The 15077-nt window shown below is 74.0% G+C and carries 14 protein-coding genes; 7 read left to right on the top strand and 7 right to left on the bottom strand.

Translation table 11 applies throughout. The features are described from left to right. Window positions 1–84: 84 nt before the first annotated feature. The 4 genes from ACZ58X_RS11315 to ACZ58X_RS11300 all read left to right on the top strand — a co-directional run bounded on the left by ACZ58X_RS11315 (window position 85) and on the right by ACZ58X_RS11300 (window position 3168). Window positions 85–444, top strand: coding sequence for a DUF742 domain-containing protein (locus ACZ58X_RS11315; protein WP_350510307.1), 360 nt, complete (start codon window positions 85–87; stop codon window positions 442–444). Further along, the gene (locus ACZ58X_RS11310; RefSeq protein WP_380527076.1) at window positions 425–1042 is read left to right on the top strand and encodes a GTP-binding protein; all 618 of its coding nucleotides are present in this window, start codon (window positions 425–427) and stop codon (window positions 1040–1042) included. The genes ACZ58X_RS11315 and ACZ58X_RS11310 overlap by 20 nt, the downstream gene beginning before the upstream one ends. Before the next feature lie 62 nt (window positions 1043–1104). Beyond that, window positions 1105–2646, top strand: coding sequence for a cytochrome P450 family protein (locus tag ACZ58X_RS11305; RefSeq protein ID WP_470333423.1), 1542 nt, complete (start codon window positions 1105–1107; stop codon window positions 2644–2646). A 192-nt stretch (window positions 2647–2838) separates the two neighbouring features. Further along, the gene (locus ACZ58X_RS11300; RefSeq protein ID WP_470333422.1) at window positions 2839–3168 is read left to right on the top strand and encodes a hypothetical protein; all 330 of its coding nucleotides are present in this window, start codon (window positions 2839–2841) and stop codon (window positions 3166–3168) included. A 44-nt stretch (window positions 3169–3212) separates the two neighbouring features. Here the strand turns inward: ACZ58X_RS11300 and ACZ58X_RS11295 are convergent, their stop codons facing one another. From ACZ58X_RS11295 to murJ, 3 genes are all read right to left on the bottom strand, one after another. After that, a complete protein-coding gene (locus ACZ58X_RS11295) occupies window positions 3213–4130 on the bottom strand; it encodes a DUF1906 domain-containing protein (RefSeq protein WP_470333421.1) in 918 nt (305 codons plus the stop codon). Between the two features lie 154 nt (window positions 4131–4284). After that, on the bottom strand, window positions 4285–5925 hold the full coding sequence (locus ACZ58X_RS11290; RefSeq protein WP_470333420.1) for a purple acid phosphatase family protein: 1641 nt from the start codon (window positions 5923–5925) through the stop codon (window positions 4285–4287). A gap of 157 nt (window positions 5926–6082) precedes the next feature. Beyond that, window positions 6083–7762, bottom strand: coding sequence for a murein biosynthesis integral membrane protein MurJ (gene murJ, locus ACZ58X_RS11285; protein ID WP_470333419.1), 1680 nt, complete (start codon window positions 7760–7762; stop codon window positions 6083–6085). Between the two features lie 116 nt (window positions 7763–7878). On the opposite strand from murJ, the gene ACZ58X_RS11280 reads away from it, so the two are divergent. Next, window positions 7879–8517 (top strand): nucleotidyltransferase domain-containing protein, encoded by a 639-nt coding sequence (locus ACZ58X_RS11280; protein ID WP_470333418.1) that lies wholly within the window; start codon window positions 7879–7881, stop codon window positions 8515–8517. A 43-nt stretch (window positions 8518–8560) separates the two neighbouring features. Then, window positions 8561–8998, top strand: coding sequence for a hypothetical protein (locus ACZ58X_RS11275; protein ID WP_470333417.1), 438 nt, complete (start codon window positions 8561–8563; stop codon window positions 8996–8998). A gap of 121 nt (window positions 8999–9119) precedes the next feature. Here ACZ58X_RS11275 and ACZ58X_RS11270 read toward each other — a convergent pair whose 3' ends face one another. Next, window positions 9120–9932 carry a DUF4328 domain-containing protein gene (locus tag ACZ58X_RS11270; protein WP_470333416.1) on the bottom strand — a complete coding sequence of 271 codons (813 nt, stop codon included), beginning with the start codon at window positions 9930–9932 and terminating at the stop codon, window positions 9120–9122. Window positions 9933–10294: 362 nt separating this feature from the next. Further along, a complete protein-coding gene (locus ACZ58X_RS11265) occupies window positions 10295–10936 on the bottom strand; it encodes a DUF4360 domain-containing protein (protein WP_470333415.1) in 642 nt (213 codons plus the stop codon). 287 nt (window positions 10937–11223) lie between these two features. Here ACZ58X_RS11265 and ACZ58X_RS11260 point away from each other — a divergent pair, with 287 nt between their 5' ends. Next, a complete protein-coding gene (locus ACZ58X_RS11260; RefSeq protein ID WP_470333414.1) occupies window positions 11224–12432 on the top strand; it encodes a CapA family protein in 1209 nt (402 codons plus the stop codon). A 35-nt stretch (window positions 12433–12467) separates the two neighbouring features. Here the strand turns inward: ACZ58X_RS11260 and ACZ58X_RS11255 are convergent, their stop codons facing one another. Both ACZ58X_RS11255 and ACZ58X_RS11250 read right to left on the bottom strand, forming a co-directional pair. Next, window positions 12468–13316 carry an SAM-dependent methyltransferase gene (locus tag ACZ58X_RS11255; protein ID WP_470333413.1) on the bottom strand — a complete coding sequence of 283 codons (849 nt, stop codon included), beginning with the start codon at window positions 13314–13316 and terminating at the stop codon, window positions 12468–12470. Between the two features lie 60 nt (window positions 13317–13376). After that, the gene (locus tag ACZ58X_RS11250) at window positions 13377–14729 is read right to left on the bottom strand and encodes an MFS transporter (RefSeq protein ID WP_470333412.1); all 1353 of its coding nucleotides are present in this window, start codon (window positions 14727–14729) and stop codon (window positions 13377–13379) included. Window positions 14730–15077: the final 348 nt, after the last annotated feature.

Genomic DNA, 15077 nt, shown 5'->3' with positions numbered 1-15077 from the left:
CCCGCACCACGACCCCGGCAGCGGCCCCGACCAGCGCCCCCGGCGCCCGGGCGGGCACGTGAACGAGCACAGTGAGGCAGTGACATGACCGCCGACCAGGGCGGCTGGGACGGACCCGAGCCCGATCGCCTGTACGTGATCACCCGCGGCCGCAGCGGCCCCTCCGGGCCGGGCGTCTTCGACCTGGTCACCCTGATCGTCTCCCTCGCGGAGCCCACCCCCGCCATGCAGCCCGAGCACGCGGCGATCCTGCGGCTGTGCCGCTCGCCGCTCTCGGTGGCGGAGGTCTCCGCCTACCTCGAACTGCCCACGAGCGTGGTCACCGTCCTGCTGGCGGACCTCCTCGACGACGGGCGGATCGAGGCCCGCTCCGCCGTGCCCGCGGCGGAACTCCCCGACCGTGCCCTGTTGGAGGCAGTGATCCATGGACTTCAGCGGCTCTGACACGGTCGTCGGCCCGGCGAGCGCGGACCTGCTGCCCGACACCGTCACCACGGCGGTCAAGGTGGTGATCGTCGGCGGCTTCGGCGTCGGCAAGACCACCCTGGTCGGCGCGGTCAGCGAGATCCGTCCGCTGACCACCGAGGAGACCATGACCCAGGCCGGGGTCGGCGTGGACGACCCGACCGGGGTCGAACGCAAGACCTCCACCACGGTGGCCATGGACTTCGGCCGGATCAGCATCAGCGACAAGCTCGTGCTGTACGTCTTCGGCACCCCCGGGCAGGAGCGGTTCTGGTTCCTCTGGAACGGCCTGTTCGAGGGCGCCCTGGGCGCCGTCGTCCTGGTCGACACCCGGCGGCTGGAGGTCAGCTTCGAGGTGATCGGCCGCCTGGAGGACCGCGGCGTGCCCTTCGTGGTGGCCGTCAACGGCTTCCCCGAGGCGCCCAGTTACGCGCTCGACGAGCTCCGCCAGGCGCTCGACCTGCCGGCCGAGGTGCCGATCGTCGCCTGCGACGCGCGCAGCCGGCAGTCCAGCCGGGACACCCTGATGACGCTGATGCACTACCTGTACGAGCTGGCCGCACCGCCCGCGGGCTGAGGCGCTCCCGTGGCCCCCACCCCCGTCGTACCGCTTCCGAACCTCGTGACCCGGAGACCCAGTTGACCACCCCGTTCCCCGACGACGAAGCCGCCCCCGTCCCGCCGCCCGGCTGCCCCGCCCACGGGCACGCCGTCGAACCGACCGGCCCCGGCGGACTGCGCCGGCTGTACGGCCCCGAGGCCGAGGCCGACCCGGCGGGCCTGTACGAGAAGCTGCGCGCCGAGCACGGCGACGTCGCCCCGGTGCTGCTGCACGGCGACCAGCGGGCCTGGCTGATCCTCGGCCACGCCGCCAACATCACCGCGATGCGCACCCCGTCGCTGTTCTCCCGCGACTCCCGGCTGTGGAGCGCCTTCCGCAACGACGAGGTCCCGCCCGACTCCCCGCTGCTGCCGGTGGTCGCCTGGCAGCCGATCTGCGTCTTCGCCGACGGCGAGGAGCACCGCCGGCTGCGCAACGCCCTGCTGGACGGCCTGAACGGCTTCGACCGGCGCGGCATCCGCCGCCACGTCCGCCGCTTCACCACCGACCTGGTCCAGGTGGTCGGGCCCACCGGCCGGGCCGAGCTGATCACCCAGTTCGCCGAGCACCTGCCGATGCTGGTGATGACCAAGCTGCTCGGCATGCCCGACGAGTACGGCCCCCAACTCGTCGACGCCGCACGGGACCTGATGAAGGGCACCGAGACGGCCATCGCCAGCAACGAGTACGTGGTGGCGAGCCTGCGCCGCACCATCGCGGCCAAGCACGAGTCCCCCGGCGACGACCTGACCAGCCGCCTGCTCGCCCACCCGGCCGGGCTGACCGACGACGAGGTGATGGAGCACCTGCGGGTGGTGCTGCTCGCCGCCAACGAGACCACCGTCAACCTGATCGCCGACTCCTTGAAGATGGTGCTCACCGACCCCCGCTTCCGCGCCCACCTGTCCGGCGGCCAGATGACCCTGGGCGAGGCGCTCGACCAGGTGCTCTGGGACTCCCCGCCGATGTCCCTGGTCGCCGGGCGCTGGGCCACCGCCGACACCGAGCTGGGCGGCCAGCAGATCCTGGCCGGCGACCTCCTGCTGCTCGGCCTCGCCGCGGGCAACGTCGACCCGACCGTCCGGCCCGACCTCGCCACCCCGCTCTACGGCAACCGCTCCCACCTGTCCTTCGGAGCCGGCCCCCACGAGTGCCCCGGGCAGGACATCGGCCGGCACGTCGCCGAGGCCGGGATCGACATCCTGCTCACCCTCCTGCCCGACCTCCGACTGGCCGTCCCCGAGGAGGAGTTGACCTGGAGCTCGGCCTGGATCTCGCGCCATCTGACGGCGCTGCCGGTGGAGTTCACGGCGCAGGAGATCGAGCCCGACCCGGAGTCGGTCGCGGAGGCCGAGCGGGCGGCGGAACGGGCGGCGCAGCGGGCGGCGGAGGAGGCACGGGAGCTCGCCGAACGCGCGCTGGCGGCCACCCAGCGGGCGGCCGCCCAGGCTGCGGCTCCGGCGGCGGGAGCGGTGGCGGCATCGGCTTCGGCTTCGGCTTCGGGTGAGACCGCGACCGCGACCGTTCCCGCGCAGCGGCGCAGCTGGTGGGACGTGCTCACCGGCCTGTTCCGGCGCTGATCCGCAGCGCTGGTCCCCGGGGCTGATCCCCGGGACGACCGCCGCCGGTCCCCGCGTGCGAGCGCGCGGGGACCGGCGGCGGTCGTGCGGCGGCGGTCGTGCGGCGGTGGCCGTTGGGCACCCTCCGCCGCCGACTCGTCCGGATGCCCCGGTGCGCGTGCAACGCACCGCTTCTGCGGCGAGGTTGATGAGATGGACACCGTCATCGTGCTCGAACCCGACATCCCGACCAATGTCCGGCTCCTCGGCCCCGGCCACGAGCCCGCCGATCCGGAGAACCCGGTGCGCCTCGCGCACGCCGCCCCCGCCGAGGCCTCCGGCATCTGCGGGCCGCTCACCCTGTGCGGCCGGGACACCTCCGGCATGACGCTCGCCCCCCAGCGCTCCACCGACGACGGTCGGCCACGGCCGCACTGGAACGCCTGCCGGAACTGCCGCGCGGTCGAGGAGGGCGCGGCGCCCCGCACCCCCGCCGCGGCCGCACCGGACGGCCCCGAGGGCGACGCCGCCCTGCCCGGGTAGACGGGCGCGATCCCGCTGACCGCCGCACTCAGGCCCCGCAGCACTCAGGCCCCACCGGCCACCGGTCCGTCGACTTGGTCGGGGTCGACGCTGAGCGTGACGCCTCCGTACGTCTCGTCGGCGCTGCCCCGGTACTGGTGGATGCGGTTGCCGGCCCACAGGTCCTCGGGCAGCCCGGCCTGCCCGGTGGTGGTCGGGCGACCGTCCCAATGGGCGAACCAGATCGCGTCCGGCAGCGGGCCGCGGCCGGCCCGGGCCGCGGCGACGAGGTCCGCGATGCCGGAGGACATGCTGGAGTAGAAGCCCGACCGGTAACCGGCCGCCCGCAGGGCCCTGGTCCAGCCGACGGTGAAGTCGACCACCGCGCGGCTGCAGACCGCGTCCCCCACCGGGTAGGCCTCCATGTCGAGGTACACCGGACTGCCCGGCCCCAGCCCCAGCGCTCCCAGCGCCGCCGCGGCCTCGGCGGCCTCCTGTCCGCCCTGCTCCTCGGCCCGGTCCGGGTCGATCCGCAGCGGTTTGTCCTGGCGCTCGGCGCAGGGCGCCTGGAGCCCGACGTGCGTCGGCACCAGCTGCCAGCCCATCGCCCGGGCCTCGGCGACCCACTGCGGCGTCAGCCGCGGCTGCTCGCACCCGCGCTGCCCGCCGCTGCTGTAGATGTTCAGCGCGCCGTACGGGGAGGCGGTGCGCCAGGCGTCCAGGGCCTCCAGCGGCGGGGCCGAACAGACGTCGAAGCCGGGCCCGGCGTACCGGTAATCGGGCAGCGGTTCCGGGGCGTCGTCGGGCGGCGCGGCGGCCGGGGCCGCGGGCCCGGCGGCCGGGGACGGCGCCACCCGTACGGCGGCCTGCCCCGCCCCACCGGTCACGGGCACGGCGGTGGCGGGCACGGTGGCGGCGGGCACGGTGGCGGGGAACAGCACGAGCGGAACCGCGAGGAAGGCACTCGGGGGAAGAAGGCGCATCCCCCCGTCCTAACCCTCCGCGGCCGGGCGGGCGGGCCGCTGTGCCGACGCACCGCGACCGTTCACCCGAATTCACGACACCGGTACCGGTACCGGCACCAGCACCGGTCCACGGGCGCCCCCGTCCCCGCCCCCGGCCCCTCGGCTCTCCGCCTCAGCCGTGCCCGTCGGTGCGGCGGCGGTGCAGGGTGAAGGTGTCCACCGGGGTGAGGTCGCCGTGCGGGCCGTCGAAGGTGTAGTAGGTGACCCGCATCGTGGTGGTGCCGCCGCGGCGGTCGCCGGGGTCGACCTCGAAGGCGGCGAAGCCGTGGGTGTGGGTGCGGTCCTGGTAGGCGGCCCAGGGGGCGTCCTCGGTGAGCCAGATCGACTCCCGGTACGGCGCGCCCGGCGCGGGCTTGTCCTCCAGGCCGATCACCACCCGGCCCTGGGGGCGCTCGAACAGGTCGTCCTGGGTGGTGGCGGCGTTGCCCCCGGCGCCGATGACCATGTGGACGGTGCCCCGTCCGGTGTCGGCCAGCCGGGGGTCGGTGCCAGTGGGCACCGGGGTGCGGGCGTCGTTCGGCAGGGTGCCGCGGACGGGGTGGGAGCGCTCGTAGTAGTGCTCGTGGCCGCTGACCACCAGGTCGACCCCGTAGGAGTCGAACAGCGGGCCCCACGCCTCGCGGATGCCGAGGTCGCTGCCGGAGCCGTGCTTGGAGCTGGAGATCATCGGGTGGTGCATGCAGACCACGATCCAGTCGATCCCCCGGTCGCTCCGGGCGGTGCGCAACTCCCGCTCCAGCCAGCGCTGCTGAGCGCCGCCGGAGTAGCCGCGCAGGTAGGTCTCGCCGGAGTTCTGGATGGCGACGTCGTCGTTGGCGAGGCTGAGGAAGCGCACCGAGCCGACGGTGAAGGCGTACCACATGCCCCGGGTCTCCTCGTCGCGGTCGGCGGCGGAGGCGGGGAGGGTGAAGTAGGCCTGGTAGCCGGCGGCGCCGATCGGGCCGTTGCCGCCCTCGTTCTCGTGGTTCCCGGCGCAGGGCATCCAGGGGCGCAGCCGGGTCGAACGGCTGTTGTTGATGAACCAGTCGGCCCAGATGGCGGTGCGGCTCTGGCCGTGCCGGCCGCCGTAGGAGGCGTAGCAGAGGTCGCCGTTGACCAGGTTGAACAGCGGGCCGACGCGTTCGACGGCGGCGACGATGTCGGCGGCGTGCGGGCTGCCGATCTGGCTGGTGGTGTACACCGGGTACTTGCCGAGCGGGGAGGGCATGCCGTCCGGGAAGTCCACCTTGCGGCGCAGGTTGGGGGTGGCCTGGTCGCCGAAGCTGGTGAAGGTGAAGGGGGTGCGGCCGCGCGGGGCGGTGGTGAAGGTGCCGGTCTCGGGGTTCGCGCCGTCGTGCCCGGCGCTGTAGAGGTACGTGGTGGCCGGGCGCAGTCCGGTGAGCCGGGCGTGGTGGACGTACACCTCGTCCTTGCCGAGGGAGTCCCGGTAGGTGCGGGTCTCTGCCTCGACCACCGCCCCGGCACCGCCCTCGAGCGTGCCGAGCCGGACCAGGGGGCGCCGCACGGATTGCGGGGTGAGCCAGGAGACGGTCATCTCGGTGGCCGGGTCGGTGCCGAACTGCAGGTGCAGGCCGCTCACCCCGGGCGCACCGATCCGGTGCGGCCGCGCCTGGAGCAGCGGGCTCGCACCCGGGCCTGACGGGCTGTCCGCACCGTCCTCCGCTACGGCCTCTCCGGCGGCGGCGCCCCCGGCGACCAGGGCGGCCCCGGCCGCCGACGTGCCCTTGAGGATGGACCTGCGTGCGATCGTCATGACGCTCCGTCTGCCGAGTGGGGGTTCGGGACCCGCAGCACTGTAACGACATGAGCATGCAAAGGCGATCGCCTTTCCGACGAACGGTCAGGTCCGGCCACGGGCTCGGCCGCGGATCCGACCCGGTGCAGCCCGCAGGGCGGGCTCGGCCACGGGCTCAGCCCAGGCCCGGGAGGCTGCGCAGTTCCCCGATCCGCAACAGCCGGGCGGCGACGAGGAACAGCAACGCCATCGTGGCACCGCCCGCCAGCAGCGGGAGGGCCGGTGCCCAGGAGGCCGGGAGCGGGCCGTTCCCGCAGGAGCGGGCGACGACCCAGCCGACGGCTCCGGCCAGCGCGGCGGCCATGGTCAGCTTGGCGTAGGTGCGGCAGACCCGCCGGCCGTCCAGGAGCCCGCCAGTGCGGCGGCGCAGCCGCACCGCCGTGAGCAGCAGGCCGACCCCGTAGGACACGGCGTAGGCGGCGGCCATGCCGGTGACCGCCCAGCGGGCGGGCAGCACTTGGTGGCAGGCCACCGCCAGTGCGATGTTGACGCCGCCGATCCACAGCGCCGCCCGGAACGGCGTCCGGGTGTCCTCGAAGGCGTAGCAGCCGCGCAGCAGCAGGTACTGGGCCGAGAACGGGATCAGTCCCAGCCCGAAGGCCTGCAGCATGTGGCCCAGCGGGGCGGTCGTGGCGGCGTCGGCGGCGCCGTGGGCGAACAGCAGTCGGGCGAGCTGCGGGCCGAACGCGGCGAAGAAGAACGCCGCCGGGACGATCACCACCCCGCTGACCCGCAGCGCACGGGAGAGGTCGGCGCGCAGGTCGTCGATCCGGTGCTCGGCCGCTGCCCGGCTCATCCGCGGGAGGAGTACGGTGATCAGCGACACCGTGACCACCGACTGGGGCAGCATCCAGATCTGCTGGGCGTAGCTGTAGGCGGTGTAGCCGACTCCGTCGCCGGGTAGCGCGGCGTCCGCGTCGGAGGCCAGCCTGGTCACCACGGTGCTGGCCACCAGGTTGGCCAGGACGAACAGCAGCGTCCAGCGGGCTGCGCCCACGCTGCCGCGCAGCCCGGTGCCCCGCCAGTCGAACCGCGGCCGCAGCCGGAAGCCGGCCGCCCGGGCGTACGGGACCAGGGCCAGCGCCTGGAGGGCCAGGGCGATGGTGGTGCCGATGCCCAGCAGCCGGACCTGGGCGCCGGTGATCTCCGCGACCGTCGCCGGGACGGCCAGCAGGCCGAGGTAGAGGCCGAACACCGTGATCAGCACCAGATTGTTCAGCACCGGCGTCCACATCATCGCCCCGAACCGGTTCCGGGCGTTCAGGGTCTGCCCGAAGATGCCGAACACCCCGTAGAAGAAGATCTGCGGCAGTAGGAAGCGCGCGAAGACCACGGTCAGTTCGAACGCCTCGTGGGTGGCCGGGGTGTCGTCCTGGTAGATGCCGATGATCGCGGGCGCGGCCCAGGTGGCCAGCGCGGTGCCGACGCCCAGCACGCACAGCACCAGGGTGACCAGCCGCTGCTCGAAGGCGACCCCGCCGTCCGCGTCCGCCGCCCGGGCCCGCACCAACTGCGGTACCAGCACGGAGTTCAGCGCACCGCCGATCAGCAGGAAGTACAGGCTGGTGGGCACCGTGTTGGCCTGGTTGTAGGTCGTGGCCAGCAGGCCGGTCCCCAACGCCGCGCCCTGCAGCACCTGCCGGATCAACCCGGTGCCCCGCGACACCACCGTCCCGACGGCCATCAGCGCGGACGACCGCGCCACCCCACCGCCCCCGGCCCGCTTGGGCGCGGCATGCCTCCCGCGCTGCCCCGTGGATCGCGCTGACCTCTCGGGCGACGTCTTCTCGATCATGGCCACAATCTACGGGCCGGGCCACGACTTCTGGCCGTTCCTCCGCAACTCCGCTGTGATCCGCGTCCGTTCCGGCGCACGGTGCACCTCGGCGCCCGGCCCGGTAGGTTGGTGCGATGACCGATTCCCTCCCGCCCGGCGGCCTCGTGCTGGGTGCGGACGAACTGGCGGACCGCTGGGCCGAGGCATGGCGGCCGGAGCAGGTCGCGGAGCGGCTGGACGGGCTCCGCGCGAACTGGTGCGTCGCGGCGGGCTGGGCGCTGGACCTGTTCCTCGGGCGGCAGACCCGGCCGCACGGCGACCTGGAGATCGCCCTGCCGGCCGCGTCCTTCGCCGAACTCCGGGAACGCTTGCCGGAGTTCGAATTAGACGCGGCGGGCCACGGGCGGGTCTGGCCGGCGGCGGACGCGGCGGCGCTGGCGGCCACCCACCAGACCTGGGTGCGGGAGCCGTCGAGCGGCCGCTTCCTGCTCGACGTCTTCCGGGAGCCGCACCGGGGCGATATGTGGATCTGCCGCCGCGACGACCGGCTGCGGTTGCCGTACGCCGCGGTCGTCGAACGGACGGCGGACGGGATCCCCTATCTCGCACCGGAGTTGGTGCTGCTCTTCAAGGCGAAGACGATGCGGCCCAAGGACCGGGCGGACTTCGACGCCGTCCTGCCGTCGCTGGATCGAACGCGGCGCGAGGCCCTGCACGGGTGGCTGGACCTCGTGCACCCGGGCCATCCCTGGGCGGAGGCCTTGGCCGGGTGACCGGGCGCGGCAGCGGTCTCGACGAGCGGGAGAACGGCAGGACATGGAACTGACCAGGGGCGAGCGGCGCTCGATCGCGGCGGTCGGGCTGATCTGCGCCGGGGTGGCGGCCTGTTACGCGTGGGGCGGCGACGGAAGCGGATCCGACTCCCCGCTCCCGTACCGGCGCCACCCCGCCTCGCTCCTGTTCCGGATCGATCTGGCGGACCCGGACGCACGGAACACCACCGTGGCGGCCGACGACCGCACCATCACGCTGGACGCCTCGTGGAGCGGCTGCGACTACAAGCCGGACCTGGTGGCGAAGGAATCCGCCGACCAGGTCACCCTGATGCTGAACCGCCGCGACGCCTCCGGGCCGGACATCGGCTGCGAGGACGGCGGCATCGCCCGGCTGACCGCCGTCCTCCACCACCCGCTCGGCGCACGTGCGTTGACCGACGCCGTCACCGGGAAGCCCGTCCCCCACGTCCACGGCTGAGGCCGCCGCCGGGCGGGGCGCGGCGGGTCCCAGTACTCGCCCGCGTCGTTGCGGGTGGCCCTGGCAACGACGGCGAAGCCGTGGTCGAGCATCTCCCGCCCGTAGTGGCGCACGGCGTCGATCAGGCCGAGGGCTCCGTCACGGCCCGGACGCGGGCTTCCTGGGCGGCCCTGGCCGCGAGCAGGTTGATGTCGGCCCGGCGCTCCCGCTGCATGGCCGTCAGCCGGGTGACCATCAGGATCGCGGCGATCGCGGCGACGAGTCGCAGGGCCGAGCCGGCGGCCTCCAGCCGGAGGCCCGTGCGCACGCTCTCGAGGTCGATGGAGTCCAGCACGCCGAAGCGGGTGCTCCTGACCATGGCGACGCGACCGAGGATCAGGGAGCCCAGCCAGGTCAGCCACCACACCCCGACGACGGTCTCCGACGGCGTGCGACGCCGTCCCTCGGCGTCCAGCGGTGCACTGGCCCGCCAGCAGTCCACCATCAGCTGCCAGGGGAACCAGAGCTGGACGACCGGGGTGAACCAGCCGCCGATGGTCCAGCCGCGCCCGAGGCGGTGCCCCTTCGGCAGCAGCAGGTCGGCGTTCCCGCGGATGCGGTGGAACCAGATGATGAACAGCACCACGGTGGCCAGCCCCACGGGGACGACCACCCCGTTGAACGTGTGTGTCACGGATTCCAGGGCTGCCAAGGTGTCGAGATCGACGCCGTCCCTCCCGTCCAGCAGCCGCCCCGCGAGCACGTCCAGCCAGACGTCCAGCACGACCACCGCCACCGCCGCCACGGCGCCCAGGCCCAGCAGGACGTTCAGCGCCGTGGCGAGGCCGTTCGCCGGCCTGAGCGCGGCCGCCCACCCGGGGGCCGTCTCCGCACAGCCGAAACAGCGCCCGCTGTCCGTCCCCGCCGGACGCGTCCCGCACGCCACACACACCATCGGATCGTCAACTCCTGGAATCGCCGGGCGGCTCGACCGAGCACGCCGGGTACGCCACCGCCCCGACCGGGGCGGGCGCGCCGACTCTAGGGGATCCGCGACACCGACTGCCAATGGGTTTTCGCAGGTCAGGGGCGGTATCGCCAGATACCCCGACAGATCGCACCACCGAGGTGGGGCCGGCCCGGAGCCGATGGCCCGGAGCCCGGCGCCTCGGCGACAAACCGGGCCGAGGCGGGTGCCCGGGCACGCCCCGGCACGACACCCCGCACCCGCACCCGCACCCGCACCCACCCCGGCTCCGCGCGCGCCGCGGCCCCGACGGCCGGGGCTCCGTCGGGGCCGGGGCGGGTGCGGGGAGGTCAGGGGCACTGCTTCCAGGCGAGGTGGTAGGTGGTGTTGATGCTGCCGTCGGTGGAGTCCATCGTCATGAAGCTGGTGGTGTGGGCCTGGTCGGAGCTGCCGCCGGCGACGCGCAGTTCGGTGTTGATGTTGAAGTTGCGCTCCTCGCCGCAGGGGGCGAAGACCAGGGCGGCGACGTCGACGGTGTCGGTGGCCTGCCAGTTGTCGTCCGTCGGGCCGTCGAAGCGGTGGCTCTGGTAGCTGGTCTGGGGGTCGCCCTGGAAGTAGTAGTTGGCCCGTTCGGTGCCGTTCGCGCCCTGTTCCAGGTGGGCGAAGCCGCGGTAGTCGGCGGAGGCGATGGCGTAGGTGAAGCCCTGGGGGACGTGCACCCGCAGGTCGAGCTGGCAGTTCTTCCGGAAGTCGGTGGGCTTGGAGCCGACGCCCACCTGGGCCAGGTAGCTGCTGTACGTCACGGTGAAGGCGGTGTTGTCCGGCGATACGGCGACGGCGGCGGTTCCGGCCGGACAACCGGAGCCGTTGACGGTCGCGACGTCGATGACGATCCGGTCCGGCGGGGTCGGCAGCGAGTCGCCGCCGAAGGTGGAGGTGCCGACCAGCGCGGCGGTCGCGGTGGCGGCGACGGCCAGGGTACGGAGCAGCATGGGCTTCCCCTTCGATCGTCCACGGAGGTACGGGGGCGGAGCGGCGCGCGGCGGCGCAGGGCGGCGCGACGGCGCTGCGGGCGAGGCCGAGCGCGGCCCCCTCGGGTTTGACGTGGCTATGTCAGCACACCGTGCGGACGGTGTACAAGGGGTGACGCATGGTCACTATCGGCGGGCCCCGGCGGCCCCCCGGGTGACCTGCGGGCGTGGGGCGCGGCTCCGATGGATCGGACACCCGCATAGTTCGGAGGACTGATCACACCTTCCGATCGTGAGACGAGACGACCGTGCCCCTCCCTCGCCGCCGGACCGCCGTCACGGCCCTCGCCCTGCTGCTCACCCTCCCCGGCTGCGGCGCCCCGGCACCGACGCCGAACCCCACCGCAGACCCGACGGCCGGGCCCGCCGCGACGGCCACCGCCGCGGTGGGCCAAACCCCCACCGGCCCAAGGGCGTTCACCCTGGTCGCCACCGGCGACGTCCTGCCGCACACCGAGATCATCCAGCAGGCGAAGGAGGACGCCGGAGGGACCGGCTACGACTTCACCGCCATGCTGGCCGGCGTCAAACCGCTGATCAGCGGCGCCGACCTGGCCATCTGCCACATGGAGACCGTCTACGGCGCCGACGGCGGCCCGTACACCGGCTACCCGGCCTTCAAGTCCCCGCCCCAGGTCGCCAAGGCGCTCAGAGACGCGGGCTACGCCTCCTGCGACACCGCGTCCAACCACACCCTGGACGACGGCCCGGCCGGCATCCGCCGCACGCTCGACGCGATGGACGCCGTCGGCCTCGCCCACACCGGCTCCGCCCGCACCGCCGAGGAGGCCGGGAAGCCCGCGCTGCTGCGGGCGGGCGGCGCGACGGTGGCCCAACTCGCCTACACCTACGGCACCAACGGCATCCCACTGCCGAAGGGCGAGCCCTGGGCCGTCAACCTGATCGACCGGGACCGGATCCTCGCCGACGCCCGCGCCGCCCGGGCCGAGGGCGCCGACCTGGTGGTGGTCAGCATCCACTGGGGCACCGAGTGGCAGGACGCCCCGAACGAGCAACAGCTCACCCTGGCTGGTGAGTTGGCCGCATCCGGGCAGGGACCGGGCCGCCCCGACGTCGACCTGGTCCTGGGCACCCACGCCCACATCCCGCAGGCCTACGAGAAGATCGGCGACACCTGGACGGTCTACGGCCTCGGCGACCAGCTCGCCGGGCACATGTTCACCCACGACGGCGCCGAGGACCCGCGCGGCAACTGGAGCTCGCTCGCCCGCTTCACCGTCAGCCCGCCCGCCGGTCCGGGGCAGCGCTGGACGGTGAGCCGGGCCGAGTTCGTCCCGCAGATCACCGACCTCGGCCCGCCCTACCGGGTGCTCGACCTGCGTGAGGCCGTCCGCCGCGACCCTGGACGCGCCGACTGGGCCCGCGCCCTGGACCACATCCGGACGATGGTGCTCAGCCGTGGCGCCGGCGCGGCGGGCCTCACCATGGCGCCGTGACGACGGCCGGGCCGCAGGCCCTCGGACGGGCCTGCCTACGGCTTGCGGCCCACGCCTCCGTACACCGAGACCCAGCCGTCGAGCCGCTGGGCGGGGTCGGCCAGTTCGGGGTGCCACTGGTTGACCAGGACCACGCCGGGTTCGTCCAGCTCCAGGCCGGTGAAGAAACGTTCCACCTCGGCGTGCGAACGCGTGTGAACCTCTATCCCGGCCTCCGCGTAGCGCCGGGCCCCCGCCTTGGCCGCCTCGGGCGCGTTGTCCGCCGTGCCCGCGCTCAGAGCGAGGAAGCTGCCGGCGGGCAGGGCGTCCACGAGCTTGCGGACGGGCGGGTGCGCGGCCTCGTCGGAGAGGAAGTGCACGATGTTGATCAGCGTCAGCGCGACCGGCTGGGACAGGTCCAGGGTGGCGGCCACCGCCGGGTCGGCCAGGAACTTCTCCGGCTCGCGCAGGTCGCCCTCGACGTAGGCGGTGCGCCCCTCCGGGGTGCTGCTCAGCAGCGCGCGCGAATGGGCCAGCACGATCGGGTCGTTGTCGACGTACACCACCCGGCAGGCCGGGTCGACCGCCTGGACGATCTCGTGCAGGTTCGGCGCGGTCGGGATGCCGGTGCCGACGTCCAGGAACTGGCGGACGCCGTGCTCCTCGGCCAGCCGGCGCACCATCCGGTGCATCACCGCGCGCGCGGCGGCCGCGCCGGTCCGGGCCTCCGGGAGGTCGGCGAGCACCCGGTCGCCGACCTCGCGGTCCGCCGGGAAGTTGGTCTTCCCGCCGAGCAGGTAGTCGTAGACCCGCGCGGAGTGCGCCCGGTCCGTCCGCAGGTCCACCTGGGGCGGCTGCTCGAAGTCCACTTCGGTCAGCCAGCTCTCCGGCCCGTTCCCGTCCATCGTCGCCCTCCCCGTCCGGCGTCTGGTCCGGACCACTCAACCACAGGACGTGAACGTCCGTCAGGCGGTTCCCGGTGTCCGCTGAACCCCGGGTTCCGCCTCCCGGAGCGCGGCGGTGAACGAGGGCACCCGCATCGCGGTCAGCAGGCCCAGCGCCGGCCCCGCCGTGCAGACCGTGACGTAGAACGGGATCAGCCCGAGGTTGCCGTGGGAGTCCAGCCACGCGGCGAGCAGCGGGAAGGTGCCGCCGAAGGCCGCGATGGTGGCCGCGTTGACCACGCCGAGGCCCACCGCGCGCACCTCGGTCGGGAACAGCAGGCCGGTGAACACGTTGAGCGTGCCGAGCACCGTCGCCACCATCATCCCCATCAGCACGGCCACGAGTGGGAAGGGCAGCCAGCCCCCGCGCAGCCCGGCCAGCAGGAACCCGACCAGCGGGACGGGCAGTCCGAACCCGATCCGGGCGACCGGCAGCAGGCCGAAGCGGTCGGCGGCCGCGCCGGTGAGCAGCATGGTGACCAGCACCACGGCCAGCACGACCGTCATGAAGGACGCCGCCCGCTCCTTGTCGATGACGTGGTAGGCGGCGGCGTACTGCGGCAGGTAGGTCAGCGCGAAGTAGTAACCGACCGTACCGCCCAGGGTGTTGAGGAAGACGGTGAGCACCGCCCAGCGGTGGTCCCGGAGCGTGCGCAGGAACAGCGGGCGCCCGCCCGCCCCGGCGGCGGCCCGGGCGCGGTGGAACTCGGCGCTCTCCGGCGCGGCCCGCCGCACCCACACCGCGGCCAGCCCCAGCACCGCGGCGGCCACGAAGCCCCAGCGCCAACCACCGTTCTCCAGACCTGACTTGCCGATGGTGTGGATCAGCAGGGTGAGCACCCCGAAGGAGAGCAGCGAGCCCAGGATGATCCCCCCGTAGGAGACCGAACTGAACGCGAACCGGTGCCGGGGCGGCGCCGTCTCGGTCACGTACGCGGCCACGCTCGGCGCCTCCCCACCGAAGGCCAGCCCCTGCACCACCCGCACCACGACGGCCAGCACCGCCGCCCAGACGCCGATCGTCCGCTGCCCCGGCAGGACGGCGAGACCCAGGCTGGCGACGGCGATCACGGCCATGCCGAGGCTGAGCGCGAAGCGCCGCCCCCGGGTGTCGCTGAGCCGGCCGATCAGGTACGAGCCGACCGGGCGGGCCACGAAGCCGACCGCGAAGGTGGCGTACGCGGCGAGCGTGCCGCTGACCCCGCCCTTGCCGTGGCCGAAGAGGTCGGCGGCGAAGTAGGGCGCGAGCACGGCGTACACGTTCCAGTCGAAGGACTCGACCACCGACCCCACCGTCGCCGCCGCCAACTCCCGTCGCCGGCCCCCGTCGTGCACCCCGTCACGGGCGGGGGCGGTATCGATGCGATCTGTCATGGCGTCAGCATGACACCGTTCGACCTGCGGCGGAATCGGGTTCGGGCACGGCTCCGGCGGAGGCCGGGCGGACCGGCGGAGGCCCGGCGGACCGATCGCGGGCGGCGTGCGGCCGGTGCGGCGACGAACCACGGCCGGTGCGGCGACGAGTCGCGGTACCCCCGTAACCGCGCCTCGCCGCCGGACGGGCCCGGCACCGCCGGGCCAAGCCTTCATCCTCGTCCCGGGGCGCGGACGACGACCACGACGTTGACCTGACGTTGACCTGACACTTGGCCCCCGGGGGACTACGCTCATGCGCGATCCGGGTCGGCCGGGCGGGGCGGCGACACGGTTCGCAGGGGATCC

The sequence above is a fragment of the Kitasatospora sp. NPDC040550 genome (assembly GCF_055594965.1).
This window is presented reverse-complemented; position numbering and strand designations above follow the sequence as displayed.